The organism is Streptomyces flaveus (genome assembly GCF_014647675.1).
GTDB lineage: Bacteria > Actinomycetota > Actinomycetes > Streptomycetales > Streptomycetaceae > Streptomyces > Streptomyces flaveus.
Genome location: NZ_BMPQ01000005.1, coordinates 117340 through 143399 on the forward strand (window position 1 = coordinate 117340; position 26060 = coordinate 143399).

Annotated in this window: 28 protein-coding genes; 13 read left to right on the forward strand and 15 right to left on the reverse strand. The window is 70.2% G+C overall.

Translation table 11 applies throughout. From position 1 onward, the window contains the following. Positions 1-120: 120 nt before the first annotated feature. Both IEZ21_RS12430 and IEZ21_RS12435 read right to left on the reverse strand, forming a co-directional pair. A complete protein-coding gene (locus IEZ21_RS12430; protein WP_189321943.1) occupies positions 121-825 on the reverse strand; it encodes a response regulator transcription factor in 705 nt (234 codons plus the stop codon). 67 nt (positions 826-892) lie between these two features. Then, positions 893-1954: a PucR family transcriptional regulator gene (locus IEZ21_RS12435; RefSeq protein WP_189322257.1), complete on the reverse strand. Its 1062-nt coding sequence runs from the start codon at positions 1952-1954 to the stop codon at positions 893-895. 371 nt (positions 1955-2325) lie between these two features. Between IEZ21_RS12435 and IEZ21_RS12440 the strand changes: the two genes are divergently transcribed. The 5 genes from IEZ21_RS12440 (at position 2326) to IEZ21_RS12460 (ending at position 7443) form a co-directional block, all read left to right on the forward strand. Further along, positions 2326-2841, forward strand: a complete 516-nt coding sequence (locus IEZ21_RS12440) for an NfeD C-terminal domain-containing protein (RefSeq protein ID WP_189321944.1) — start codon at positions 2326-2328, stop codon at positions 2839-2841. A gap of 96 nt (positions 2842-2937) precedes the next feature. Beyond that, a complete protein-coding gene (locus IEZ21_RS12445; RefSeq protein ID WP_189321945.1) occupies positions 2938-4455 on the forward strand; it encodes a flotillin family protein in 1518 nt (505 codons plus the stop codon). Between the two features lie 115 nt (positions 4456-4570). After that, entirely contained in the window at positions 4571-5056 is a 486-nt protein-coding gene (locus tag IEZ21_RS12450; RefSeq protein ID WP_189321946.1) for a cation:proton antiporter regulatory subunit, read from the forward strand. A gap of 7 nt (positions 5057-5063) precedes the next feature. Beyond that, complete coding sequence (locus IEZ21_RS12455; protein WP_189321947.1) at positions 5064-6302, forward strand: cation:proton antiporter; 1239 nt, start codon at positions 5064-5066, stop codon at positions 6300-6302. Between the two features lie 124 nt (positions 6303-6426). After that, a complete protein-coding gene (locus tag IEZ21_RS12460) occupies positions 6427-7443 on the forward strand; it encodes an FkbM family methyltransferase (protein ID WP_189321948.1) in 1017 nt (338 codons plus the stop codon). 164 nt (positions 7444-7607) lie between these two features. On the opposite strand, the gene IEZ21_RS12465 is transcribed toward IEZ21_RS12460, so the two are convergent. The 3 genes from IEZ21_RS12465 to IEZ21_RS12475 all read right to left on the reverse strand — a co-directional run bounded on the left by IEZ21_RS12465 (position 7608) and on the right by IEZ21_RS12475 (position 10444). Continuing rightward, on the reverse strand, positions 7608-8468 hold the full coding sequence (locus IEZ21_RS12465) for a DUF1963 domain-containing protein (protein WP_189321949.1): 861 nt from the start codon (positions 8466-8468) through the stop codon (positions 7608-7610). Between the two features lie 418 nt (positions 8469-8886). After that, positions 8887-9771, reverse strand: a complete 885-nt coding sequence (locus tag IEZ21_RS12470; RefSeq protein ID WP_189321950.1) for a class I SAM-dependent methyltransferase — start codon at positions 9769-9771, stop codon at positions 8887-8889. A gap of 97 nt (positions 9772-9868) precedes the next feature. Continuing rightward, positions 9869-10444: a helix-turn-helix domain-containing protein gene (locus IEZ21_RS12475; protein ID WP_189321951.1), complete on the reverse strand. Its 576-nt coding sequence runs from the start codon at positions 10442-10444 to the stop codon at positions 9869-9871. A 146-nt stretch (positions 10445-10590) separates the two neighbouring features. Between IEZ21_RS12475 and IEZ21_RS12480 the strand changes: the two genes are divergently transcribed. Continuing rightward, the gene (locus tag IEZ21_RS12480) at positions 10591-11535 is read left to right on the forward strand and encodes a C45 family autoproteolytic acyltransferase/hydrolase (RefSeq protein ID WP_189321952.1); all 945 of its coding nucleotides are present in this window, start codon (positions 10591-10593) and stop codon (positions 11533-11535) included. A gap of 79 nt (positions 11536-11614) precedes the next feature. On the opposite strand, the gene IEZ21_RS12485 is transcribed toward IEZ21_RS12480, so the two are convergent. From IEZ21_RS12485 to IEZ21_RS12505, 5 genes are all read right to left on the reverse strand, one after another. Then, positions 11615-12355 carry a L,D-transpeptidase gene (locus IEZ21_RS12485; RefSeq protein ID WP_189321953.1) on the reverse strand — a complete coding sequence of 247 codons (741 nt, stop codon included), beginning with the start codon at positions 12353-12355 and terminating at the stop codon, positions 11615-11617. Next, entirely contained in the window at positions 12345-12854 is a 510-nt protein-coding gene (locus tag IEZ21_RS12490; protein ID WP_033320444.1) for a SigE family RNA polymerase sigma factor, read from the reverse strand. The genes IEZ21_RS12485 and IEZ21_RS12490 overlap by 11 nt, the downstream gene beginning before the upstream one ends. Positions 12855-12992: 138 nt before the next feature. Beyond that, entirely contained in the window at positions 12993-13751 is a 759-nt protein-coding gene (locus IEZ21_RS12495; RefSeq protein ID WP_189321954.1) for a TIGR03943 family putative permease subunit, read from the reverse strand. Then, entirely contained in the window at positions 13748-14755 is a 1008-nt protein-coding gene (locus IEZ21_RS12500; protein ID WP_189321955.1) for a permease, read from the reverse strand. Before IEZ21_RS12500 ends, IEZ21_RS12495 begins: the two co-directional genes overlap by 4 nt. A gap of 98 nt (positions 14756-14853) precedes the next feature. Then, a complete protein-coding gene (locus tag IEZ21_RS12505; protein ID WP_189321956.1) occupies positions 14854-15519 on the reverse strand; it encodes a TetR/AcrR family transcriptional regulator in 666 nt (221 codons plus the stop codon). 95 nt (positions 15520-15614) lie between these two features. Here IEZ21_RS12505 and IEZ21_RS12510 point away from each other — a divergent pair, with 95 nt between their 5' ends. Further along, entirely contained in the window at positions 15615-16508 is an 894-nt protein-coding gene (locus IEZ21_RS12510) for an SDR family NAD(P)-dependent oxidoreductase (protein ID WP_213089293.1), read from the forward strand. A gap of 132 nt (positions 16509-16640) precedes the next feature. Here IEZ21_RS12510 and IEZ21_RS12515 read toward each other — a convergent pair whose 3' ends face one another. From IEZ21_RS12515 to IEZ21_RS12530, 4 genes are all read right to left on the reverse strand, one after another. Next, a complete protein-coding gene (locus tag IEZ21_RS12515) occupies positions 16641-17252 on the reverse strand; it encodes a dihydrofolate reductase family protein (protein WP_189321957.1) in 612 nt (203 codons plus the stop codon). A 103-nt stretch (positions 17253-17355) separates the two neighbouring features. Then, positions 17356-17499, reverse strand: a complete 144-nt coding sequence (locus tag IEZ21_RS12520; RefSeq protein ID WP_189321958.1) for a hypothetical protein — start codon at positions 17497-17499, stop codon at positions 17356-17358. A 310-nt stretch (positions 17500-17809) separates the two neighbouring features. Continuing rightward, a complete protein-coding gene (locus IEZ21_RS12525; RefSeq protein ID WP_189321959.1) occupies positions 17810-18070 on the reverse strand; it encodes a DUF397 domain-containing protein in 261 nt (86 codons plus the stop codon). Further along, entirely contained in the window at positions 18030-18878 is an 849-nt protein-coding gene (locus tag IEZ21_RS12530) for a helix-turn-helix domain-containing protein (protein ID WP_189321960.1), read from the reverse strand. Before IEZ21_RS12530 ends, IEZ21_RS12525 begins: the two co-directional genes overlap by 41 nt. A gap of 84 nt (positions 18879-18962) precedes the next feature. On the opposite strand from IEZ21_RS12530, the gene IEZ21_RS12535 reads away from it, so the two are divergent. The 4 genes from IEZ21_RS12535 to IEZ21_RS12550 all read left to right on the forward strand — a co-directional run bounded on the left by IEZ21_RS12535 (position 18963) and on the right by IEZ21_RS12550 (position 22783). Next, a complete protein-coding gene (locus IEZ21_RS12535) occupies positions 18963-19391 on the forward strand; it encodes an ATP-binding protein (protein ID WP_373302218.1) in 429 nt (142 codons plus the stop codon). A 24-nt stretch (positions 19392-19415) separates the two neighbouring features. Further along, complete coding sequence (locus tag IEZ21_RS12540) at positions 19416-20660, forward strand: amidohydrolase (protein WP_189321961.1); 1245 nt, start codon at positions 19416-19418, stop codon at positions 20658-20660. 21 nt (positions 20661-20681) lie between these two features. After that, on the forward strand, positions 20682-21431 hold the full coding sequence (locus tag IEZ21_RS12545; protein ID WP_189321962.1) for a DUF4240 domain-containing protein: 750 nt from the start codon (positions 20682-20684) through the stop codon (positions 21429-21431). Between the two features lie 350 nt (positions 21432-21781). Further along, a complete protein-coding gene (locus tag IEZ21_RS12550; protein ID WP_189321963.1) occupies positions 21782-22783 on the forward strand; it encodes an NAD-dependent epimerase/dehydratase family protein in 1002 nt (333 codons plus the stop codon). 32 nt (positions 22784-22815) lie between these two features. On the opposite strand, the gene IEZ21_RS12555 is transcribed toward IEZ21_RS12550, so the two are convergent. Beyond that, positions 22816-24225 (reverse strand): hypothetical protein, encoded by a 1410-nt coding sequence (locus IEZ21_RS12555; protein WP_189322260.1) that lies wholly within the window; start codon positions 24223-24225, stop codon positions 22816-22818. Between the two features lie 203 nt (positions 24226-24428). Between IEZ21_RS12555 and IEZ21_RS12560 the strand changes: the two genes are divergently transcribed. Then, positions 24429-25175, forward strand: a complete 747-nt coding sequence (locus IEZ21_RS12560) for a response regulator transcription factor (RefSeq protein WP_189321964.1) — start codon at positions 24429-24431, stop codon at positions 25173-25175. 155 nt (positions 25176-25330) lie between these two features. Continuing rightward, positions 25331-25945, forward strand: coding sequence for a hypothetical protein (locus tag IEZ21_RS12565; RefSeq protein WP_189321965.1), 615 nt, complete (start codon positions 25331-25333; stop codon positions 25943-25945). Positions 25946-26060: the final 115 nt, after the last annotated feature.

A 26060-nucleotide genomic window follows, 5' to 3' on the forward strand; every position in this document is an offset into this window, starting at 1 on the left:
ACGCACCGGCCCACGACCCCGCACCCCCACCCACCCAGGGGCGCGGGGAACTGCGCGACCAGCCACCCACACACCCGCACCCAAAAACGAACCGAACCCCCCACCCTCGTAGGCTCCCGCTTAACCGGCGGAGGCCACCCCCGTCTGCCATGCCCACGCCGCGATTTCCACACGGTTCCTGGCGGCCAGTTTGAGTTGGACGCTGGCCAGGTGGGTCTTGACCGTGGAGAGGGAGACGTACAGGTCGGCGGCGATCTCGGCGTTGGTGCGGCCGAGGGCGACCAGGCGTACGACGTCCAACTCGCGGTCGGTGAGCGGTTCTTGGGGCTTCGCCGGGGGCGGTGCGGCCGGGGCGGGCGTCGCCGTGGCGGCCGTGACGTGCTTGAGGAGGCGGACCGTGACGGACGGGGACACCAGGGAGTCGCCCGCCGCGGCCGCGCGTACCGCCTCGGCGAGCAGCGTGGGGCCGGAGTCCTTGAGGAGGAAGCCGCAGGCTCCGCCGCGGAGGGCCCCGTAGACGTACTCGTCGAGGTCGAAGGTGGTCACCACGACGACCCGCATCGGGTCCGGGACCTCCGGGCCCGCCAGCAGCCGCGTCGCCTCCAGGCCGTCCATCTTCGGCATGCGGATGTCGAGCAGGCACACGTCCGGCCGGGTCTCGCGGGCCAGCGCGACGGCCTGCTCCCCGTCCGCCGCCTCGGCGACCACCGTGATGTCCGGCTGCGCGTCCAGGAAGAAACGGAAGCCGGTACGCACCATGTCCTGGTCGTCGGCGATCAGGACGCGGATGGGACGGTCGCGCTCGGTCGTGGCTCGCTCGGTCATGGCCGAATCCTGCCGTACGGGGCCGAGGGGCGACGACTCCCCCCGAACCCCGCTCGGAAACGCCGACTCAGAACTCCTTCTCCGGCCAGTCCAGCAACCGCGCCCCGATCACCGCCGTCTGCAGCGTGTACCGGTGCACCGGGTCCGCGGGATTCGCGCCGGTCAGCCGGTGTATCCGGTCCAGCCGGTAGGTGAGGGCCCGCACGCTCAGCGACAGCCGACGGGCCGCCTCCGCGGCGACGCAGCCCGAGGCGAAGTACTCGGTGAGGGTGTCCAGGAGGGGCCGGGCGCCGCCGCGGGCCTGCCGCAGCGGGCCGAGGGCATTGAGCACCAGGTCCGCCATGGCCTGGCGGTCGCGGGTGAGAACGGGGTAGACGAGGAGGTCGGCGGCACGGAGTACGGGGGCGTCGAGTTCCAGGCGCTCGGCCAGGTCGAGGGCGTTCAGGGCCTCCTCGTACGACTGGACGACCCCGCCGGGCCCGGGCTGCGGGCGGCCGATGGCGACCTGGCCGCCGTCGGTCGCCGCGTACGCCTGCTTGGCGAAGAAGGCGAGGACCTCGTCCTGGTCGCCGGGGGCGATACAGACGAGCCGCCCGTCCTTGGTGGTCACGAGGATGCTGCGGTCGCCGAACCGGCCGATCAGCGCGAGCTCCACCTCGCGGGAGACGGCGTCCCCATCGTCGTACCCGGCCCTGCCCTGCGCCACGGCGACGGCGTGCGCGTGCGAGAGGCGCAGCCCGAAGCGTTCGGCGCGCTCGGCGATCCGGCCCAGGTCGCTGCGTCCGTACAGCAGGTCGTCGATGAACTCCCGCCGGGCCGCCTCCTCTTGGCGTACGGCCTGACGCTGGGCCCGCTCGTAACCCTCCGCGAAGGCGTCGACGGTCTGTTCGACGGCGGCCAGCACACTGTCCGTGGACGCGAGGTTCGCGGCCGGCCAGTGGGCGCGGGCGGCGGCCAGGTGCGCGCCGACGAGGGCGCGGAGGCCGTACCCGGCCTCGGCGGCCCGTTCGCCCAGCGCCCGGCGGGAGTCGAGTTCGTCGCGGGTCAGCCGGCGGCCGGTCGCGGAGGCGTCCGCGAGGATGACGGCGAAGCCGTCCAGATACTCCTCGGGCACGTCCCGCCCCGCCATGCACACCCCCTGATACGTCATCAACCCTTGACGCCTTTCTAACGCATACGCGGCTGGGGTGGACCGCCAGGGAGTGGTTCACTGCCGGAACAGGGCACAGAGCACAGAACCGGGCCCCGGTGCCAGTGTCTTCCCCCGTCGACACCCCGGCACCGGGGCCCGTATCCGTCCCCCGTGGCTCCCCCGTGCTCCCCTTGTTTCCTGCCCCGTCATCCTGGCCCGCGGCCGGCCCCCTGCACATGGGCCGGAACCGGCATCAAGGCGGCGTAAAGATTGCCGGAGTACGGCAGTGTGCGATGGGGCACATGCCTGAGATGATTCCCGTACGCCGAGGTGGTCGGCGTACGCGGGGGACACGGGGGGCGTACCGCATGACCTTCTTTCTCGGTCTCGGCATCGCGGGGATCGTTCTGCTCGTCCTGGCGCTCGTCTTCGACGGGGTGCTGGAAGGGATCTTCGACGGGGTCGGGGTGCTGGACGGGCTGTTCGACGGATTGCTGTCGCTGCCGGTGATCGCCGGGTTCGTGTCGATGCTCGGCTTCACGGGGGCGATCGTGCTGGGGACGACCGGGCTCGGCGCAGGACCCGCCACCGCTGTGGGCGTCGGCGCGGGTGCCGGGGCGGGCTGGCTGACCTGGAGGTTCAGCCGGGCCCTGATGCGGGACGATCCCGACGTCACCCCGCGCAGTGAGGACCTGGTGGGCTCCTCGGGCTCCGTGGTCACCGCGATCCCGGCCGACGGCTATGGCGAGGTGCTGGTGTATCTCGCGGGCCAGCCGGTGAAGTACGCGGCCAAGAGCGCCGTTCCCATCCCGCGGGGCGCCGAGATCTGGGTCGAGGGGATCTTGTCGACGACGTCGGTGACGGTCCGCCCGGTCGAGCGCTGACCCACACATCACACTCCGCACAGCACACCCCACACCCCGCACATCATTCGTACGCACCGATCTGCCGTCCACGGGGCCGGCAGGGGGGAATTCATCATGAGTCCAGTCCTCATAGCCGTCGTCGGAGTCGTCGTACTCCTCGTGCTGCTCGCGCTCGTCGTCGTCACCCGCTACAAGGTGGCCGGGCCGAGCCAGGCGTTCATCGTCACCGGGCGGCGCGGCAAGAAGTCCACCGACCCGGAGACCGGCCGCATCTTCACCGACAACAGCGGCCAGAAGGTCGTGGTCGGCGGCGGCGTGTTCGTCGTGCCGTTCGTGCAGCAGAAGTTCACCCTCGACCTGTCCTCGCGGCACATCCCGATCTCGGTGCGCGGCGCGGTCACGCTGCGCGGCGTGAAGGCGAACCTCGAAGGCGTCGCCATCGTCAAGGTCGGCGGTTCCGAGGACTCGATCCGGGCCGCGGCCCAGCGGTTCCTGATGCAGCAGAACGGGATCGTCGGCTTCACCCAGGAGGTGCTCTCCGGCGCGCTGCGGTCCATCGTGGGCCGGATGTCGGTGGAGGACATCATCCGGGACCGGGCCGCGTTCGCCGGGCAGGTGGCGGAGGAGGCCGAGGCGAGCCTGTCCGGGCAGGGCCTGGTGCTCGACGCCTTCCAGATCCAGGACATCACCACCGAGGGCTCCTACCTGGAGGACCTGGGCCGTCCGGAGGCCGCCCGTGCCAAGCAGGAGGCCGACATCGCGGAGGCCGTGGCCCGGCGGGCCGCCGAGCAGGCGCGGCTGAAGGCGGAGGAGGAGATCGCGATCGCACAGCGGACCTTCGCGCTCAAGCAGGCCGAGATCAAGGCGGAGACGGACGCGGCGGCGGCGCAGGCCAACGCCGCAGGCCCGCTCGCCGAGGCCGCCCGTCAGCAGGACGTCCTGATCCAGCAGGAGAAGGTGGCCGAGCGCCAGGCGGCACTGAAGGACCGTCAGCTCGACACCGAGGTACGTAAGCCCGCCGACGCCCGGCGGTACGAGGCCGAGCAGGAGGCGGAGGCCAAGCGGGTGGCCCGCGTGAAGCAGGCCGAGGCCGAGCGGCTGGCCGCCATCGCGGCCGCGCAGGCGGAGGCCGAGCGGGCGCGGCTGTCGGGTGAGGGCGAGAAGCAGCGCCGCTCCGCGCTGGCCGAGGCGGAGGCCGTCGAGGGCCTCAGGCAGGGTGAGGCCGAGCGGTCCCGGCGTGCGGCGATCGCGGAGGCGGTCCGGCTGGAGGGTGAGGCGGAGGCCGCCGCGATCGGGGCGACGGGTGCCGCCCAGGCGGAGGCCATGCGGAAGAAGGCGGACGCGTTCGCGCAGTACGGCGACGCGGCCGTGCTCCAGATGCTCGTCGAGGTGCTGCCGCAGGTCGTCGCCAAGGCCTCCGAGCCGCTCTCCGCAGTGGACAAGATGACGGTGATCTCGACGGACGGCGCCAGCCAGCTGTCGCGTACGGTCGCCGACAATGTCGCGCAGGGCATGGAACTCCTCAGCTCCACCACGGGAGTTGACCTCGCCGAGCTGCTGAAGGGGATCACGGCGGGCAGGACGGCCGTATCCGCGGAGACGGCCAACGGGAAGATCGAAGTGACCGGCTGACCACGGAGGCCGGCGTTCCGCCCGGGGGCGCCGGCCTTCATGCGGGTTGCGTACGGTGCCTGTGTGGGGCGTGGACAGCCCCGTGGACACGTACGGATCGGACAGGGGACCAGCCATGGGCACACCACGCCTGAGCAGTACGCCGTTGCCGGGGATCGGGGTGCGCTACGACCTGACGACACGTGAGCGGCGCCGCCTGTCGGTGGTCGCGCACCGCGACGGCGACCGGACGTTCAGCGCGTACCGCACGGACGACCCGGACGCCTGCTCCCTGTCCGTGCATCTGACGCCGAAGGAGGCGGCGGCCCTGGTGGACGCCCTGCTGCCCACGCACCACAGCTCGAACCTGCTGTCCACCACCGAGCTCGGCCTGGTGGCCGAACGCCTCGAACTGTCCGGGAGCTCGTACTGGAACGGACGGCTGCTCGGCGAGACGCAGATGCGTACCGAGACCGGCGCCTCGATCGTCGCCGTGCTGCGCCGGGCGGAGGCGATCCCGTCGCCGGCGCCGGACTTCCGGCTGGCCGGCGGGGACACTCTCATCGTGATCGGCACCCGCGAGGGCGTGGAGGCGGCCGCGGCGATACTCGGACGGGAGTGAACCGGCAGTGCACAGCTCCGCGGTCTTTCTGATCGAGTTCGGCGCCATCATCCTCGGCCTGGGGCTGCTGGGCCGCTTCGCCGGACGGTTCTCGTTCTCGCCCATCCCGCTGTATCTGCTCGCCGGACTCGCCTTCGGGGAGGGCGGCTTGCTGCCGCTGGGCACCAGCGAGGACTTCGTGGCGATCGGCGCCGAGATCGGCGTCGTGCTGCTGCTGCTCATGCTGGGCCTCGAGTACACGGCGAGCGATCTCGTCTCCAACCTCAAGACCCAGTACCCGGCGGGCCTGGTGGACGCCGCCCTGAACGCCCTGCCGGGCGCGGCCATGGCGCTGCTGCTCGGCTGGGGTCCGGTGGCCGCCGTGGTCCTCGCCGGAGTCACCTGGATCTCCTCCTCCGGAGTCATCGCCAAGGTCCTCGGCGACCTGGGGCGGCTCGGCAACCGTGAGACTCCCGTGATCCTCAGCATCCTGGTGCTCGAAGACCTGGCGATGGCCGTCTATCTGCCGATCGTCACCGCCCTGGTGGCCGGCGCGGGCCTCGCCTCGGGCAGCGTCACGCTGGCCATCGCGCTCGGTGCGGCGGCGCTCGTCCTGATGGTCGCGGTGCGGTACGGCCGCCTCATCTCCCGTTTCGTCTCCAGCGACGACCCCGAGAAGCTGCTGCTCGTCGTACTCGGCCTGACTCTGCTGGTCGCCGGGCTCGCCCAGCAGCTCCAGGTCTCGGCGGCGGTGGGCGCGTTCCTGGTCGGCATCGCGCTGTCCGGGGAGGTGGCGGAGGGCGCGCACAATCTGCTCTCCCCGCTCCGGGACCTGTTCGCCGCCGTGTTCTTCGTCTTCTTCGGCCTGCACACCGACCCGGCCAGCATTCCGCCGGTACTGCTGCCCGCGCTCGCTCTGGCCCTGGTCACCGCCGTCACGAAGATCGCCACGGGTTACTGGGCCGCCGGGCGGGCCGGGATCTCGACGAAGGGGCGCTGGCGGGCGGGCGGCACGCTGGTGGCGCGCGGCGAGTTCTCGATCGTGATCGCCGGCCTTGCGGTCACGGCCGGGATCGAACCGTCCCTCGGGCCGCTGGCCACGGCGTATGTGCTGATCCTGGTCATCGTCGGCCCCCTCACGGCTCGCTTCACGGAGCCGGTGGCCACGCGCCTGACGGCCGTTGTCCGCCGCCGGGCGGCGACGCCGCCTCCGGAGGCGGAGGCGGAGGGTGCGCCGGAGCCGGCGGGGCGGGGGCCTCGGCCTTGAGAATATGGGGCAATAGCGTTCCGGAGCCTGAGTGAACGCCCGCGGGGCTGCTTCCGGCGCCCGCATGAACAGGAAGTTATGAGATCGGTTCAACTAATGGCCTCTCGCATGTAAAGGTGTCTGAATGCAGACCCTTTACAGGCGACTACTCAAGCTGGCCCCCAAGCTCGGGGTGCAGGTGCTCGATATCGGTCCGGGAGAGGCCCTGGTCTCCCGGCGACGCGGCCGTGCCCGGATCTCTCTGGAGGCGGGGGCGGATCTGCTGGCCCGCCGAAGCAGCGGTTACGGGGTGACGCCCGTGGGGCCGGACGCGTGGCTGGTGAGCCGCAGTCGTGGCGGAGGGCCCAAGGCCAAGCCGAAGACGGCGAAGTGGAAGAACGCCGCGCTCGGGCAGACCGGGGCGCACCTGCTGTTCGACCCGGAGGCGGCGAAGGGCGACGAACGCGTCTTCCAGCTGGCCGCCGCCGATTACCTGTGCGCGCACCATGTGAACGGGCTGCTGGACAAGTACCAGGTGAACGTCGTCTTCGACGTGGGCGCCAACGCCGGCCAGTACGGCACCCGCCTGCGCCGCCACGGCTACACCGGCCGCATCGTCTCCTTCGAGCCGACCGCCGAGCACTTCGCCAAGCTGCAGAAGAAGGCGGAGAACGACCCGGACTGGCACGTCTACAACTGCGGCCTCGGCCGTGAAGAAGCCACCATGGAGATCCACTCCAACTGGAACTCCATGAACTCCCTTCTCCCGCCCACCGAATACGGCAAGGGCCGCTACAAGCGGTTCGCCAAGTCGACCATGGAGCAGATCGAGATCCGTCGCCTCGACGCGGTGATGGACGAGGCACTGGACGGCATCGCCGACCCGCGGCCCTACCTGAAGATGGACACCCAGGGCTACGACCTGGAGGTCTTCGCGGGCGCCGGCAAGCGCATCGACGACTTCGTCGGCATGCAGTCGGAGGTCGCCCTCCTGCGGCTCTACGAGGGCAGCCCGCAGATGCACGAGGCTGTCGCGATCTACGAGGAGGCGGGCTTCGAGATCACGGGCATGTACCCGGTGACTCGGGAACCGGCTACGGGGCGGGTTGTGGAGTTCGACTGCGTGATGGTCCGCGCGGCTGCGGTTGCCTCCGACGGCTGAGCGGTTGGGTCCGCGGAGCGGTGCGGTGCGCGCGAGCGTCCGGCCCGGCGGGTGTGGCGCGAGAATGTGACAGTCGGGCGGGAGACTGTCACATTCTCACGAGAAGCCCTCGCGCCCCCCCAGTGTCTGTGTCTGATCCAGCAACGAAACTGCCCAGGCCCAGGTCAGGGATTCCAGAAGACGCTGGTGAACGCACGGTCGAACCGCCGCGCGGCCAGGTCCTCGCGCTGGATCACCCAGTGGGCGGTGGAGCTCTCCCAGCCCTCCACATCCATGCCGGCCTGCCAGTCGGCCAGCAGCACCCAGTCCGAGACGTCACCCGAAACCGGTCCGTCCCCCCAGCCTGCCTCCGCGGCTTTCACCGCGCGGTCCACGGCATAGGCGATCGGGTCGTTGTCGATGGCCTCCTCATCGGCGTATCCCCCGATCTGCAGCGGCCCGGCGGGGGCGATGTCCGCACGGGTGCTCTCCCAGACCGCGACGAGTTCCTCGCAGCGGGGATGCCCGGGAATCGGCCCGCCCCACGGCATGCCGGGCTGTATGACCGACTTGTGGCAGGGCAGCGACACATCGGCCGTCGCCCGCAGCGGACCCTGCGGGAACTCCGCGAACATCGCCTCGTAGTCATCCCAGTCGGAGGAGTTCCAGGCGTGCTTGTCCCGTTCGGCCACGGCAGTGCCGACGGGGACGTACACCACGCTTCCCATGGTTTCGTCATTGTCGGCGGTCTCGGGGAAGGCGAAGAGCAGCAGCCGGCCGTCGGGAGGCAGGGGCAGGTCCGTCGCGTCGGCGGGCAGGGCCGCGAGGTCGATGGCGGCGACGAAGGGGTGGGCGGGGTCCGGGGTGTCGGCCGGAAGCAGGAGCGGACCGCCGAATCGGCCCACGACCGGCCCGTCCCCGTCCCGCGTCAGCGTCGCGCAGGGGCGGGCGGTGGCCAGCCATCGCTCTACGTCGTCCGCCGGTATGCCCTGCGCGATCGCCTTGTCACGAAAGGGACTTAACCGGGCCCACATCTCAGGAGTCATGGGCAAACCGTAGAGGGAAGGACTGACACAGCGGCTTCAAAGCGGTGGCGCTCCGCTGAGGGCGCGGTTTTCGACTGCGGGTGCGTCGTGGCTGGTCGCGCAGTTCCCCGCGCCCCTGAAAAGCAAAAGCCTGCGGCTCCCCGCGCCCCGAAGACCCCGGCGCCCCGGGCAAGCCCGTGCCCCCAACTACCCGCAGCTTCCCTCCGGCGGGAGGGGGCGTGGGCCGGTGCGTCGTATGCCCGTCGCTTAGCTTCGGTCTCGGAGAACCCGCACCCTGTACCAGCCCAGAGCCGTATGCCCGCCCTGCGACGGGCTGACGCACCGGCCCACGACCCCGCACCCCCCACCCACCCAAGGGGCGCGGGGAACTGCGCGACCAGCCACAACGCACCCGCACCCAAAAAACGAACCCACCCGCTTAACCGCCGGAGGCAGTCGCGGCCCACACCATGCGCTCGGTGCGTACCGTCAGGTCGCCCCGCCGCAGGACGCTGTGCGGCCCCTCGGTGTCGAGCAGCCGGTCAAGGGCGGTGAGGTCCTCGGCCGTCAGTGCCTGGGCGGCACCGCTCCGCAGCCGGCGCAAGCTGCTGAGCGCGTAGCGGCCGACCGCGTCGGTGTGGGGCGGGCCAAGGTTCACGGTGACGGTGCGTTCGGCCTTGACGGTGAAGCCGGTGGCGGTGAGCTTGGCTCCCCAGTCCGCGCCGCGGTGCGACACATGTTCGGCATGGTGCCGCGCAAGCGCGGCGTGGCAGCGTTCCTCGAGACCGGGGCGCTCTTCGGGGGCGTCTTCGGGCAGGAACCTGGGGAAGCCGTCCAGTTCGACGACGGCGAACAGCCCGCCCGGCGCAAGCGTGTTGCGGACCTGGCGCAGGGCGCGGTCGGGATCGGCCATGTGGTGCATGGAGGCTGATGCCCAGACCAGTTCGGGCGTGCCGAGGTCGGGCCAGGTCGCATCGAGGTCGGCCTGGACGGTGTGCACCCGGTCGGCCAGGCCCTCTGCCGTGGCTTTCTCGAGCAGGCGGTGCAGGTGGCTGTTCGAGGTGTCGACGGCGGTCACCTCGGCATGGGGGAACCGCTTGAGCAGTGCGAAGGTGCCGGTTCCGGTCCCGCAGCCCAGATCCACGATGTGACGGGGGTCGGCTCCGACTGGCAGCCATGCGGTGATGGAGGCGATGTGTTCGGCGAGCACCTCGGCATCCAGGTCGAGGATCTCCGCCTGGCCGTCGGCGTCGTGGTCCGCTCCGTGCTGGTGGACGGCGTGCGCTTCATGGTCGTGCGATGCGCGCTGGGATGTGTGAGTCATGCCGACGACGCTAAGAGGACCACGGGCGTGTGACGCGGCTGCTCCCCGAAAGAGCAAGACGATGGCCGCTCGGCCTGCCGACTGCGCAAGAAACCCGTCATTCGGTGCCCTCGCCCCGCTGGTGGCCGCGCCGGGCGTCACGGTCGAAGATGCCCAGGACCTCGCACGGCCCGCCCTCGGCGCCGATGGCGTGCGGGAGCATCGTCGGGAACTCGGCGGCCTGGTTGGTCTCCACGCGAAAGCGCCGGTTGCCAAGGAGCAGGACGGCGGTACCGGAGAGCACGACGAGCCACTCACGGCCGGGGTGGGCACGCATGCGCGAGGGGCTGTCGGGCGGCGGGTCCGTCATCCGCTGACGTACGACGGTCATGCCCGGGTCCGCGCGGATGGGCCACTGCATCCGCTGGTGGGCCGCGTCGATCATCGGGCTGGAGATGACATCGTCGGTGGCGGTCTCGACGAGCTGGTCGAGCGAGGTGTCCAGGGCGCGGGCGAGGGTGAGGAGTTGATCCAGCGCGAGGCGGCGCCGGCCGTTCTCGATGCGGCTGAGCGTGGACGGGCTGAGCCGGGCGCGGGTGGCCAGTTCGTCGAGGGACCAGCCCTGCGCCATACGCAGGGCGCGGATCCGTTTGCGTACGAGGCTGTCGAGCTCACCCTGGTCGTCTTGCGTCATGGGCAAAACCGTATGCCCTGTACGCAAGGCGCGGGCCCCGCCCGCCGCAAGCTCATGATCTGATCGGAACCCTGGTGAATTCGCCCTGAATTTAGGTACGTTGACCGCACTTCACTCCCACGCCACCCCACCGAGGGAGCCGAGCCGTGCCCCAGCAGCAGAAGATCTTTCGTGCCATCGATGTCGGTGACGGCACCGATGGGACCTGGGCCGCCCACACGCAGGCCCTGTGGCCGGCTGCGGACGGGTGGCTGACCGAGGAGAGCAAGACCCCGGAGGGAGCGGCCCGCCCGCGGGAGTTGTTCGAGGTCCATATGCCGGAACTGGTGCCGGTACTCGACCGGCTGGCGGCCGGGCTCGACCGCCCCGGAGGGGAAACCTTCCTCACCCTCGCCGGTATACGGCCGTTCTTCGCGGGCTGCAGCCAGATCGGAGTCGGCGGCGCCCTGCTACGGAACTACGACTTCGACCCCGCCGACTGCGAAGGCACCATCGTCTCCTCCCACTTCCTCCGGCCCGTGATCGGCATGCAGGACGCCGGCTGGGGCCTGCTGGACGGGATGAACGACGCGGGCCTCGCCGTCTCGCTCACCTTCGGCGGACGTTTCGTCCACGGCCCCGGCTTCGCCATCCTCATCGTGCTGCGCTATCTCCTGGAGACCTGCGAGACGGTCGACGAGGCCGTCGACAAGCTGCGTACGATCCCGATCGCCATCCCCCAGAACGTCACCCTCGTCGATGCCGACCGCGCCATGACCGTGTACGTCGGCCCCGACATCCCCCTCACCGAGGCTCCGGACGCCTGCGCCACCAACCACCAGCACCTGCCGGTCTCGGACGAGCAGGAAGAGCAGAGCCGAACCCAGGAACGCCTGGCCACAGTCCGGGCGGCGGGTCCGGACCTCCCGGCGCTGCTGAAGCCACCGCTGTACAACTCCGCCTACGACACGGGCATGGGCACCGTCTACACCGCCCACTACCGCCCCGCCGAGGGCCAGGTCACCTACCACTGGCCCACCGAAAGCTGGGACCAGTCCTTCACCGACTTCACTCCGGGGACGCGGACGGTGACCATGGGACGGGCGGAATGACGCCGTCCGGCTCATGCCCCATGGGCACTGACACGGACGTACGGACGGACACAGAGGTACGTACTGACGCAGACGTACGTCACGACGCCGTGCCGCTCGGCATCGTCCGCACCGGAGTCGGCGTCGCCGGCATCGGTGTCGGCCTGGGCGCCGCTCCCACCACCGCCACCACCGCACCCGTGTCGAGCCGCCGGTACAACCACTCCGCGTCGCCGCGGCGCAGCCCGATCCAGCCCGCCGTGCTGTCGTAGTTGCCGGGCGCCTTCTCGTCCAGGGTGAAGGCGACGATGTAGTTCGTACGGTTCTGGGGGGTGCGCAGCTGGATCACCCAGGGCGTCTTCGTCTCGTACCCTCGCCCGAACCCGAGCGTGTCGGCGGGCAGGGCTGCGACCTTGTACTTGCCGGTGACCGTCATACGGCCCGTCGGCGTGGGCGTCTTGGCCGCCCCCGCGGAGATGGGCAGGACGCGTCCCCCGACGACCAGTTCACGCCGCGAGAGGTTGACGGTCGCGGCGGGCACCGAGCCGGCGACGGACGACGGACCCGGTGCCTTCAGCGTGGCGGCGGGCTGCGCGGGCGGCCTGGAGTGGCCGTCCTTTCCGCCGACGAACGCCATGCTCAGGACCACGGACACGGCCGCCACCGCGCCGGCACCGATCGTGGCGAGGGAGGCGTGACGGCGCCGCCGACGGCGTACGGCACGGCGGCGGATCTCAGCGCCAGGGGCGGGCAGCGGGGTCTCGTGGTTCTCGGCCAACTCATGGAGGGTGCGGGCCAGTTCGCGGTGGGGCTCGGCGGGCGGCCGGGGCTCATCGGACACGATCGTCCTCCCTCTCAGCCAGTTCGTCGGCCTCGCTCAGCCACCGCGCCAGCGCCGCGCGGCCACGGGACAGCCGGGCCTTGACGGTGCCCACGGGCGCACCGGTTTCGGAGGCTACCTGTTCGACGGTGAGGTCGCACAGATGGTGCAGTACGACTGCCCTGCGCTGCGCCTCGGGCAGCGCCCTGAGCGCCTCGACCAGCGCGGTGCGCTCGGGCCCCGGCCCCGGCATGTGCTCCGGCGGCGGATTGCGGCGCACGAGTTCCAGCCAACGCCGCGCCCGCCGCCAGCGGCTCACCGCGAGCCGCATCGCGACGGTACGGATCCACGCCTCGGGAGCCCCTTCGGCCAGGAACTCCCGCCGCCGGTCCCAGGCACGTACGAACGCCTCCTGGACGACGTCCTGCGCCTCACTGTGGTCCCCGGTGAAGGCGTAGAGCTGGCCGGTCAGCCGCGGGAACGCGGCGGCGTAGAACGCGTCGAACTCTTCCTCGGTCATGCCCCCCGCCGGAGTCTGCGGGACGTCGTGCGACCCGGTCGTCCCTGCCGTGTGTACGGGTCCCTGGGTCGGGTGTACGGGTCCCTGGGTCGCGTACATCGAAGCACAACACGGTAGTTGACCGAAGTTCAGCCAGGGTCAGCGCTTCTCGTACGGGTTCGAGGGCTGGTCGACGCGTCGCACGGAGGTGGCGTTCAGGACCGGGCGGGCCTCGTCCGAGCCGGGTGTGCCGGTGCGGTGCCAGGTGCCGGTGACGGTGACCCAGGTGTCGCGAGCGGGGGCTTTCGCGCCGCGGACCTGGACCTTCAGGGGCGCGGCGTCGGCGGCGCAGCAGTTGACGAAGAGGCGGGCGACGTACCACCTGCCGTCGTCGTCCTTCGTCACGAAGCCCGTCAGCCGGAGGGTGCGCCCCTTCATGGACGCGCCGCTGTCCCACTGCGCGCGCGACGCGAACGAGTTCAGGGTGAGCTCGACCGGGTCCCCCGCCGGGAGCTTCGGGAAGGTACCGACGCCCTGTGCCGCGACCTTCGCCTCCTCGCGCTCGGCGCTGTACGAGCCGAGGGCGGGCGGCGGGTAGAGGATGAGGGCGAGGGCGGGGGCGGCGAGGAGCCAGGCGATACGGGGGCTGCGGCTGTGGTCGTGACCGTGATGGTCCTCGTGCCCGTCCTCACCCTCATGGCCATGGTCGTCGTCGCCGTGATCACGACGGCCGCCGTCACCGTTCTCACGCCTGACGAGGCCCAGCACGCCGAGCACGACCAGCAGCACCCCGGAAATGATCAGATACGGCCGCAGCCCCTCCTTCACATACCGCAGATACAGCTCGCTGAAGAGGGACACCCTCAGCAACGCCGCCCCGCACAGAAGCAGCAACACCCCCTGCGTACGGAACCTCATAGCAGCCACCACCCCACACCCACACTGCTCGCCACGGCCACGACCCACGTCACGGACGAGAACCGGATGGCGAAGGCCCGCCCGAAGGTACCTGCCTGGAGGGCGAACAGTTTCAGGTCGACCATCGGCCCGACCACCATGAACGCGAGCCGCGCGGTCGGCGAGAACCCGGTCAGCGAGGCCGCGACGAAGGCGTCGGCCTCGGAGCAGACGCACAGCACGACGGCGAGTACGGCGAGCAGCAGCACCGACAGCCAGGGCGAGTCGGTGAAGAGGTCGAGCACGGAGCGCGGCACGAGGATGTTGAAGGTCGCCGCGGCAGCCGCGCCCAGGACGAGGAAGCCGCCCGCGTGCAGAAAGTCGTGCTGCAGCCCGTCCCGGAAGCCGCGCCACCCGGTAGGGGACGTGCCCTTGCCGGTCGTACGCCGCTGGGGCAGCCACTCCTCCTTCCCGAACCGGACCCACAGCCACCCCATCACCACGGCGGTGCCGAGCGAGGCGACGAGCCGGGCGCCGACCATGGCCGGGTTGCCCGGGAAGGCGATGGAGGTGGCGACGAGCACGACCGGATTGATGGCGGGCGCGGACAGCAGAAAGGCCAGCGCGGCGGCCGGCGCGACACCGCGCCGCATCAGACTGTCGGCCACCGGCACGGAAGCGCACTCGCACCCGGGAAGCACCACCCCGGCCGCCCCCGCGACCGGCACGGCGAACGCCGGTTTCTTGGGCAGTACGCGGCTGAAGACCCGCTCCGGCACGAACGCCCCGATCCCCGCGGACACCGCCGTCCCGAGCAGCAGAAAAGGCATCGCCTGCACGGCTATGGACGTGAACACGGTCCACCAGGCCGCCATGGCAGGCGTAGCAAGATCAAGCGCGAACATCGGCCCGAGCACGGACCCAACGGTGACGATCGCAACGAGGGCGACCCCGCCCACGACGAGATACACAACCCCCCGCGCGGCCAACCGCGCACCGTCGGCCAGACTCCCTCGCTCCTCCACGCCCCTTGCTTCCCGCCTCACAGGTCGTACGTCCGTACCTCCGTACGCTCCGGGCAGATTAACCGGTGCCGCTGTGCGGGCTCCTCGGTGCCTTGGTGTCAGGCGCGTGCCAGTGTGCCCGCGATCAGCGTGGCGGTGGCGTGTTCCAGGGTGGTGCGCAGGTCCAGGCGGAGCACGCTCACGGCGGGGTCGGCTTCGTAGGCGGCGGCAGCGCTGGCGGAGGGCCGGCAGTAGGACGAGAGGGCGCCGGCCAGGATCATCGTCATCATGGCCACCGTCCGGGCGCCGTCGCCGAGTTCCGGCACGTACTGGCGGATGAGGTCGGTCATGGTCGCGAGGCCGGCGATGGCCGTCCGCTTGTGGCGCACCACGACGTCGACGGACACGTTGTGCTCCAGCACATTGGGCTGTGCGTTGATGAGATCGAGCAGCACCGTCTGGCGTGCGAGGGACGCGCTGAGTACCGCAGCCATCTGGTCACCACGTTCGCGCGCCGACAGGTGTGGGTCGACACCCTTGGCCAGTTCGTCCGGCAGCTCCACCAGCCATCTCGCCATGGCGCGCTCCAGCAGTTCGAACAGCACTGCCTCACGGGACTCGAAGTAACGCAGCACATTCGACTTGGCCAGCCCGACCCGTCGGCTCAGCTCGTTGAGGCTCAGGTCGGCCACCGGCATCTCGTCGAGCATCGCCGCCGCCGTGTCCAGGATCGTCTGGCGCCGGATCTCGCGCTGCTCCTTGCTGCGTGCCCGCTGGAATGTCATGGCCCCAGTTTACAAACCAGCGGTCTCTTGACAGCAGACCGACGGTCTCTTACTGTCGAAGCCATAAGAGACTAACGGTCTATAAGGAGATCGACATGAAGTGGACCGAGCGTGACATACCCGAGCAGAAGGGGCGGGTGGCGGTCGTGACCGGCGCCAACACCGGCCTCGGCTTCGAGACCGCCCGCGCCCTGGCGGAACACGGGGCGACGGTGGTGCTGGCCGTGCGGGACGTCGAGAAGGGCAGGCAGGCGGCCGCCCGCATGTCCGGCGACGTCACCGTGCAGGAGCTGGACCTGACGTCACTGGAGTCGATCCGCGCCGCCGCTGCCGACCTGCACGGAACGCACACGGGGATCGACCTGCTGATCAACAACGCCGGTGTGATGTACCCGCCGAAGCAGACCACGCGCGACGGGTTCGAGCTGCAGTTCGGCACCAACCACCTCGGCCACTTCGCGTTCACCGGGCTGGTGTTGGACCTGCTGCTGCCCGTGCCGGACTCGCGGGTGGTGACGGTCAGCAGCGTCGCCCACCGCATCCGGGCCGCCATCCACTTCGACGACCTGCAGTCGGAGCGGTCCTACAGCCGAGTCGCGGCCTACGGACAGTCGAAGCTGGCGAACCTGCTGTTCACCTACGAGCTGCAACGCCGCCTCGCCCTGCACGGCAGCACGAACGCGGTGGCCGCACACCCGGGTCTGGCCAACACCGACCTCATGCGCAACCTCCCCGCCGCGATGCGGGTGATCACCCCCGTGATCGGGCCTTTGATGAGCCAGAAGCCGGAGATGGGCGCCCTGCCGACCCTGCGCGCGGCCACCGACCCCGCCGTCCTCGGCGGCCAGTACTACGGCCCGGACGGGATGGGCGAGTACCGAGGACACCCGCAGGTCGTCGAGTCCAGCCCCGAGTCCTACGACCGGACCGTCCAGCAACGCCTGTGGGCCGTCTCCGAGAACCTCACCGGCGTGAAGTTCCCTGTCTAGGCCTTGGGGAGGGCAGGCGTCTCGCTCATCAGGTTGGCGCGGCTTTGCCGTCACACGGGCCGATGACGGCAAAGCCGGGGCCACCGGAAATCCGCACCGGCCAGCAGCGCCGGATCCTGCACCACGGAGGACCTACCTGTCAGCCCCGTACGTCCCGTACTCCGGAAGCCCTGTCGATTCGAGGACGAGGATCGTCAGTCCGCCCGGTGTCGTCTCGTTGCTCAGGAGCCGGAAGCCGGCCGGGGCACCGCCGTCCGGGAACAGGCGGCGGCCGGTGCCTACGACGACCGGGGCGATCGCGAGGCGTAGTTCGTCGATCAGGCCGGCGGCCAGCAGGGACTGGCCGAGGCGGGCGCTGCCGTGGATCTGGAGTTCGCGGCCGGGCTGCCGCTTCAGTTCGGCTACCTGGGCGGGGATGTCGCCGGAGAGGATCGTGGTCGGGTTCCAGTCGGCCTTGGTCAGGGTGTGGGAGGCCACGTACTTCGGCAGGCCGTTCAGGATGGCGGCGGACGGGTGCTCGGTCATCTTCGGCCAGTCCCGCGCGAAGTTCAGGTACGTACGGCGGCCGAACAGGAACGCGTCCGCCTGCCCGAGCCATGTGCCGGCCAGCCGCTCGAACTCCTCGTCCAGATGCGGCACGAACCAGCCGCCCTGCGTGAATCCGTCGCTCGTGTCCTCGTCCGGGGCACCGGGCCCCTGGGAGACGCCGTCCAGCGACAGGAACTCCTGCAATACCAGCCTCATAGCGCACCACTCTCTTTTCGGCAGGGGGCCGCCAACCGTCCCCTCTCCCTATATGGACCTGGTGCCGCGCGGAAACTCATCGGTCCGGGAACCGGAGCTGTCACTAATGCGGCCCCGCCGCACCCGCGCTGATCAGGGCCGCGCAGGCGACGATCGCGGCGCACAGGGCCGTGAGGTAGCGGACCGAGACATGGCGGGCCGTGACGTGGAGCGCCGAGACATAGCGCGTGGACATGCGTCGGAACACGGCGACAACCTCGCATCGTCAGTGCGTTAAGTGAGGGCAATCGTAGGTTTAACGCGCAACTTAACGTAGGGCGGAACGGACTCCGAGGCAAGAGGGGCCGTCGGCCTCCTGCCCGCTTTCCGCGAGCACTAACTGGCTTGCCACAAGCGGAAGTTGACTCGTCAGTAGCGGTAAGCCGACGTCGGCTCCGGCGCACCCGTCGCTTTGACGCGTCCGGCGCCTTGAGGGGTGTGGGGTGGGGTGGGTGTGCGCGCGGAAATGTGACAGGTGGGGGTGGGAGTGTCACATTTCCGCGACTACATGCCGGGGGCTAGAGGGAGGTTACGAAGGCGGAGAAGGCGTCGGGGGTGACGGTGAAGGCTCCGCCTTCGGGGTTCTTGGAGTCGCGGACGGCGATGTGGGGGGTGAGGTCGGCGGCCTCGACGCACTCGCCGCCGCTCGATCCGCTGTAGGTCGACTTGCGCCACTCGGCGGTGCCGAGCGGGGCGCACTCGACGCAATCGCCGCCGGTGTTGCCGCTGTACGTCGACTTACGCCACCGCGTGTTGGTCACGCCCTCGCTGGTCTCCATAGCGTTCCTCCATTACGCGGGTGATCAGTGCTGCCGAGTCCTCTACGGAGAGGGCGGCACCCTGAAGTGCAGCGTAACGGAGTGCGGCTTCCCTGACCGTCTCCGGGTTGGCCGTCATGTGGCCGGAGATGAGGTCCTCGGTGTAGACGATGTCCGGGTCGTCATCGAAGCGAAGTGTGTTGAACGAGCCGATCAGGCTTGCGTGTTCACCAGCGGCGAAGGGGAGCACCGAAATTCGCACCCAGCGGTGCTCCCGGAAGCTCAACAAGTGGGCGAGTTGGTTTTGCATGACCTTTCGGCTGCCGATGGGCCGGTGCAGCGCGGCCTCGTCCAGGATCACCAGCGTTAGAGGCGGGTGCTCTCGCTTGAGGATGCGCTGGCGCTCCATACGAGCCGCCAGCAGGTCATCAAGGTTGCTCGGCAGACCCGTTGCCAGCACCGCTCGGGCGTACTCCTCCGTCTGAAGGAGCCCGTACACCAACTGCGCCTGGTAGGTGCAGATGTACGTGGCCCGCGCCTCCATGTCCGCGTACGGCTGGAACCAACTCGGCAGCTGTGATCGCAGCACCAGCCCAATCAACCGCGAGAAGGCGCCCTCCGTCTCAAGGGCCACATCCACCCGCTCGCTGAACTCCCGCGTCGGAACCTTGTGGGCCGTCTCGATCTGCCCGATCAGGGACCCGGTGCAGAACACCGCGGCACCCAACTGCTTCTGGTTGAGCCCCGCCGCTTCGCGGAAGCGGCGCAGTTCCGCGCCGTAGTAGTCCAGCGGGCTCGCGCTGGGATCGAGGTTGCGGATATTGACCATGGGGCGCCAACTCCCAAGTGCACACGGCACATCGTTTCGTTCCGGGTGTAGCCGAGCGTAATCAGATCACTCCACTCTGGTGGCGTGAATCATGCAACTGACCTTCCAGAGGCGGGGTTTGGCGCCAGGTATGGCGGCAACTTCACCGTCGGTGACCATTCGGCCCGGCACTTGCGCCGCATTCTCCGGGCGTACCTGATGGCATGGCAGATGCCCGAACTGATCGACGCGGCGGGCCTCGCGCTCACGGAGCTGGTGGCGAACGTCGTACGGCATGTACCGGGGCGGCGCTGCTCGCTGCTGATGCTGCGGCAGCCGGAGGGGGTGCGGGTGGAGGTGACGGACGCCTGCCCCTCGCCGCCGTTGTCCACAGCTGTGGACGAACTGGCGGAGGGCGGCCGGGGGTTGCTGATCATCGAGGCGATGACGGACCGCTGGGGTTGGCAACCGTTGACGGACGGGAGCCCCGGCAAGACCGTGTGGTTCGAGTGCGACGCCAAGGCACGGACATGAAGACATGACCGTACGCTGCAACTTGTGACCTCTCCCGCCGCCCGTACCGCGCTGGACCTGACCGGGGATCTTCCGCTCCCCGCTCTTGAGGACTTCTACCGCGACCTGCATCGCCATCCGGAGCTGTCCCTCGCCGAACACCGGACGGCGGCGAAGCTCGCGGAGAGGTTGGGGGCGGCCGGGTACGAGACGGCCGAGGGCGTGGGCGGTACGGGGGTGGTGGGGCTGCTGCGCAACGGCGACGGGCCGACCGTTCTGCTGCGCGGCGACATGGACGCGCTGCCGGTCGCCGAGGAGACCGGGCTGCCGTACGCCTCCGAGACGCCCGGCGTCATGCACGCCTGCGGGCACGACCTGCACGTCACCTGGCTGGCGGGCGCCGCGTCCGCGCTCGCCGACGGGCGCGACACCTGGTCCGGCACGCTGCTCGTGGTGGGCCAGCCCGCCGAGGAGACCGGCATGGGGGCGGCGGCGATGGTCGGGGACGGGCTGTACGAACGTTTCCCGCGCCCCGACGTCCTGCTCGCGCAGCACGCGACGCCCGGGCCGACCGGGCTGTACGCGCACTCGCCCGGCCTGATCATGTCCGCCGCGACGGACGTCGACATCGTCGTGCACGGGGTGGGCGGGCACGGGTCCAGGCCCGAGGCGACGGTCGACCCGGTGGTGACGGCGGCGTACATCGTGACGCGTCTGCAGACCGTCGTATCAAGGGAGTTGGCGGCCCGCGAGTCCGCCGTCCTGACGGTCGGGCGGATCGAGGCGGGCACCCGGCACAACATCATCCCGACCGAGGCGCACATCGCCCTCAACCTCCGTACGCAGTCCGCCGACGTACGCGACCGGATGCTCGCCTCGATCCGCCGCATCGCGGCGGGCGAGTGCGCGGCGGCGGGCTGCCCTCGCGAACCCACGGTCACCGTCGGCAGCAGCTTCCCGGTCACCGTCAACGACATGGACACCGACCGCCGCATCGCCGCCGTCCACGGCGAGGTCTTCGGCGCGGGCACGGTCCTCGACTTCGGCCCCGTGATGGGCAGCGAGGACTTCCCCTTCCTCGCCGAGGGCGGCCTCCCGTACGCGTACTGGTTCGTGACGAGCACCCCCACCGACGTATGGAACGCGGCGGCCACGGCCGGCGACCTGATGCAACAGCTCGCGGCGGTACCGAGCAACCACAGCCCGCACTTCGCGCCCGACCTGGGGACGGTGGGGCCGGGGGTGCGGACGTTGGTGTCGGGGGCGCTGGAGATGCTGGCGGGGCGGTGACTCGAGTGAGAGGAACGACCCGTGAATGAATCCCAGTTCTGGGCCGCCATCGACGAACTGGAAGGATGCGCCGACGAAGCATCTGTCCATGAACTCCACGAACTCCTTCTGGGAGAGGACGACGAGGATGTCGCCGCGTTCCAGCGGCATCTTGAAAGACACCTTTCCGAACTCCGTCGGCGGGCAGGAGAAGCCGATATTCCGTTGGGTGGAGCGGAAGCGTGCGCGGTGCTGGCCGCCGGGAAGAGTGTGTACACACTCGTTCTGAGTGAGCCGGAAAAGTTCCGTGAACGCGAGTGGGACTGCGAGGAGGCAATTCTTCTTGAGCAGGCGGCACCCGAGGTGCTGGAGTTCCTTCAGGGGCTTCCTGAACTCCCTGATGGGGGAGGGTGGCTGGGTGTCAGCTTCGGATCAGACTTCACCATCCCGCCCATCTATGAGAAATCGGTCGAGCAACTCATAGATCTCATCGAGGATTCTCCGGAGTGGTCCCGGTGGTGGGAAGCAGCTGAATCGCCCAGGCTGTTCATTATCCTTGAGCTGATGAAGTCCGCGGAACTGCGTCGGCCTCCAAGTCTGCGTCGCAGGCACGGTTTCGTGGAGTTCAGCATGTGCGTCGACCAGCAGCGCGCCCGTCGGCTGCGCCTGCCCGGCAAGGCGAGGCAAGCAGCTGAAGTAGCCAGTGACGATCTCGCGACCTGCCTGACGCACGTATCCGACGGGCTTTCCCTGGGAGCGATTCCGTCGCTTCCACAGACCATCGAAGGCTGACCTCGCTTCGTCAACGGTGACCGCTGCCGAGCATGGGTGCCGAGCCCACAGCGTGAGCACTTCTCCCTGCCGTGTTCACGCATCACTCGTTTGAGCGCCCGAAGGGCATACTCCCCCTCACTGTTCACGCTTTTGCAGGGTAGGGGCCACAGGGCCGCGATCCGTGTACGTCCTGGAGTACGCGTCCACATGGGACCGTCCCGACCGTCGCCCCGCCGGGTGGTACACCACTTCCGCAGACGCGGCCTGCGTCAGCTGGTCGGCCGCAGGCGCTGCCCGCTTCTTACGGAGCCGTGACGTGCTGGGCGCGGAAGCGGTGTTCGGCGGGGTGCGGGCCTAGCGTTCGCGTTATGCGAGTACTGGTCACCGGCGGAGCCGGGTTCATCGGGTCGGCGGTTGTGGCGGCGCTTCGAGGGCGGGGGCATGAGGGGGTCGTCTATGACCTCGTGTCCGGGGGCGATGTGCGGGACCGGGACGCCGTGGGGCGGGCGCTCGACGGGGTGGATGCCGTGTGTCATCAGGCGGCGATGGTGGGCCTTGGGAAGGGGTTCGAGGACGCGGCCGCGTATGTGAGCAGCAATGATCTCGGGACCGCCGTGTTGTTGTCGGCCATGGCGGACGCGGGAGTGCGAGGGCTGGTGCTCGCCGGGTCGATGGTCGTTTATGGGGAGGGGCGGTACGAGTGCGGGCGGCATGGGGTCGTACGGCCGGGGCCTCGGGATGTCGCCGATCTGGACGGTGGACGGTTCGAGCCCAACTGTCCTGTGTGCGGGGATGAGTTGGCGCCAGGGCTCGTGGGTGAGGACTCTCCCGTCGATCCCCGGAACGTGTACGCCACGACCAAGCTCGCCCAGGAGCATCTGGCCGCCTCCTGGGCCCGTGCGGTGGGCGGGCGGACGGTTTCGCTTCGGTACCACAACGTGTACGGGCCGGGGATGCCGCGTGACACTCCGTACGCCGGGGTCGCCTCCTTCTTCCGGTCCGCGCTGGCGCGTGGTCAGTCGCCTCGGGTCTTCGAGGACGGGGGGCAGCGGCGGGACTTCGTGCATGTGCGTGATGTGGCCTCCGCCAATGTGCTGGCTCTGGAGGCCCTTTCGGACGCGGCCCCGTTCAGGGCGTACAACGTGGGCAGCGGGGATCCGCACACCGTGGGCGAGCTGGCCGCTGCGCTGGCCGCCGCCCATGGAGGGCCTGCGCCCGTCGTCACCGGGGAGTACCGGCTCGGCGACGTACGGCACATCACGGCGGATTCGGCGCGGGTGCGGGGGGAGTTGGGGTGGAAGCCCGAGGTGGGGTTCGAGGAGGGGATACGGGAGTTCGCCACGGCGGCGGGGCTGAGGGATCCCGGCTGACGAGGTAACGACCGGGTCGACCGGGTACTTCGTCAGCCCACCTGCTGCCCCACCTGCTGCGTCGTCCCGAGTCGCTCCAGACGCTGGTGTACGTGCTGGAGCGCGCCCTCGCGGCGGCCCGGTACGCGTGCGCGCAACTCGGCGAGGGCGACGCCCAGTTCGCGGGCCGGGCCCGCCTCGGCGATACGGCCCCACTGGTGGTGGGCCCGGTCGACGGCCGCCTCGACGCCGGGTGCGTCCGAGGGCTGACCCGCGCCGAGGCGTACGTCGGCCACGGCCAGCCAGGTCCGGCAACTGCGGACGGCGTCCCCGGCGAACATGGCCAGGTCGGCCCGTACTTCCATCCAGTGCACGACCTCGTCCGAACCGGGCCCGTACGTACGCAGCGCGTCCTGCTCCCAGCGTGCGGCCAACCCGTCGGCGTCATCGTGCCGCCCGGCCTCCACGGCGGAGGCGATCTCGGCGTGAGGGTCGGAGGGGTCGGAGGGGTCGGATGCCTCCGGTGGCGGGGCAGGCGTCTCCGGCGGCGCGGCGGCAGGGACGAAAGGCGCGGGCGCCTCCGGCGGGGAAGCAGCGGGGAGGAAGGGCGCGGGAACGGCGGGGGCAGGCATGAAGGGCGCGGGCTCCGCGGCAGCGCCCGTACCCCGCGCCGCAGCCGGCTCCGGCACCGCAGGCGCGGAGGACATTGCAGCCGCGGCCGTGCCCGGCATCCCGCCGGGCTCCGGCACCGCGGGCGCGCCCGGCATCACACCCGCCCCCGTCGCCCCCGTCGCCCCCGTCGCCCAAGACTCCCGCACCGCCCCCGACTCCACAGCCAGCACGAGGTCCCGCCGGACGGCATCCGGCTCCTCCCCCGACACCCGCGTCAACGCCTGCTGGTGCAACTGGGACGGCGCCGGGCGGTGCCCGCTGCGCAGGATCGTCGCGACGGACTTCATGTACGTCGGGACCGCGAGCGTCCGCCGGGGCGGGGGCGGGGCGATCCGTCCGTACAGCCGGGCCCCGGGCCCGACGGCGAGCGGCTGCGTGACCAGGTGCTGCCAGGTCTCCGCGTCGGTGTGGAGGTCGACGAACACCGTTGTACTGCCGGGGGCGCGCAGCCGCAGCTCCTCGCGGATCCAGTGCCAGGGGAAGCCGGTGTAGCGGACGGTCGACGGGGTCGTACGGGCCAGGGCCAGGTGCGGAAGCCGTTGGCGGCGGTCGAGTTGGAGTTGGCCGGTGAGGAAGACCGTCAGCGGGCCGGGGGCCGTCGCGGCGGCGCGCAGGCGGGTCAGGACGGCCTGGGGCTCCAGGGGGTCGGCCAGCTCGACGACGTTCGCGGTGTCCGCGCCGGAGAGCACCGCGGGCGCCACCGCCGCGAGCACGGGAAGCACCGACGCCGCGTCCACCAGACACCCCTTGCCCGCCGGCGAAGCCGCGAGCAGCAGCACCGTTCCAGGCATCGTTCCCGCCCCCTCCCCATCGATCAGCACGTCAGCACCGTAACCGCTGCGCGTGCAAAGCGGGGACAGAGGGAGCCATGGGAACCCGAAGACGGTGGATTCGAGCAAGCGGACGAAGTCCCTCACCCTACCTGCGGGTACGTGTGACCATGGGTGCGCCTGTGAAGCTTTGAGGTCTCAAAAAGTCAGCAAAGGAACAGGACATGACCAAGCCTGTCCCCAACTCCCCCACAACCGCTGTCTCCTCGCCCTCCGCCCCCTCGGGCGCCGCCCCCGCCACCCATCTCCTCGTGGTGGAGGACGACGTCGGCGTCCGCGACGTGCTCACCATGGCCCTGGAATTCCTCGGCTTCGAGGTGAGCTGCGCAGCCACCGGCCACCAGGCCCTGCGTCTCGTCACACGGCGCATCCCCGACCTCGTCCTGCTCGACGTCAACCTCCCCGACCTCGACGGCTTCGAGGTCTGCCGGACCCTGCGCGAACGGGACCTCACCATGCCCGTGCTGTTCCTCTCCGGACGCAGCGGGGTCGACGACCGGGTGCGCGGACTGGACGTGGGCGGCGACGACTTCGTCACCAAGCCGTTCGAGCTGAAGGAGGTGGCGGCCCGTATCCGCGCCCTGCTGCGCCGCACTGCCGAACGGCCCACGCGTCGCCGCTGTCTGAGCGTCGGTCATGTGCAACTCGATCCCGACGCACACCAGGTGTGGTCGGCCGGGCGCCCGGTCCGGCTCACCCCCACCGAATTCGCCCTGCTGCGCTATCTGCTGGAGAACTCCGACCGGGTGCTGACCCGCTCCCAGATACAGGAGCGCGTCTGGAACCACCGCGACGAGAGTTCCGGCATCGTGGACACCTGCGTCTACTACCTGCGCCGCAAGCTGGGTGACCAGGACCAGTCACTCATCCGTACCGTCCGTGGGGTGGGCTACCGGCTGTCCGCGGTCTGACCGTCGAAGTCCGCGTCGTCCGCGTCGCGCCGCAACCTTCATCAAATCCTTATCCCGTACGGAGCGGTTCCGGATCCGCGCTCGCTTCACTGGGGCCGCGGCCTCCGCTCGGGGCTGCCTCCTTTGTTTCCCACCCCCACAGGGAGCACAGCAGCATGTCCTCTGTACGGAAAAAAGTCGCGGCCGCCCTGGGCTCCGCGATCGCTCTGGCCGCCCTCGTCGTGGCCACCCCCGGCACCGCCATGGCCGACCACGAGGAACAGCCGACCGTCGCGCAGCTCCTCGAGCAGTGCAACAACGGCACGGACCGGTGCGAGTTCCATGTCGAGTCGGTCGAGAAGTACCTCGGCCCGGAGCAGCGGGTCACCTCCGACGCGTACAACTGCACGAGCGTCAACCAGAACCTGTCCAAGACGTGGTCGGACACCACGACGACCGGCACCTCGACGACCCAGACCATAGAGTTCGGCGGGGCCTTCGAGGCCTTCACCGCCGGGTTCAGCGTCGCCACCGGGAAGACCTGGGAGAAGTCCCACACCGAGACGCACACCGAGAGCCTGTGGGTCGGCCCGCAGAAGAAGGGCTGGCTCACCCACCGGGCGCACATGGTCAGGTCGCACGGCTACTACCAGCTCAACTTCGGCGACCGTTACTACGGCCACTACATCTGGTACGTCAACGACGTGACGATGACCGGCATCGACCCCGACAACACGTACGGCGAGAGCCCCGTGTTCCGCGAGGCGGAGACGGGCTCCGGCGACTGCTGAGCACGCGGGCGAGATGACAGTTCCCCGCGCCCTGTGAGGGGCGCGGGGCTGTGTCGATGTGCGGCTCCGCCGCGATGCACGACGGGGGAGCGACCAGCCACGACGCAACGGGTCC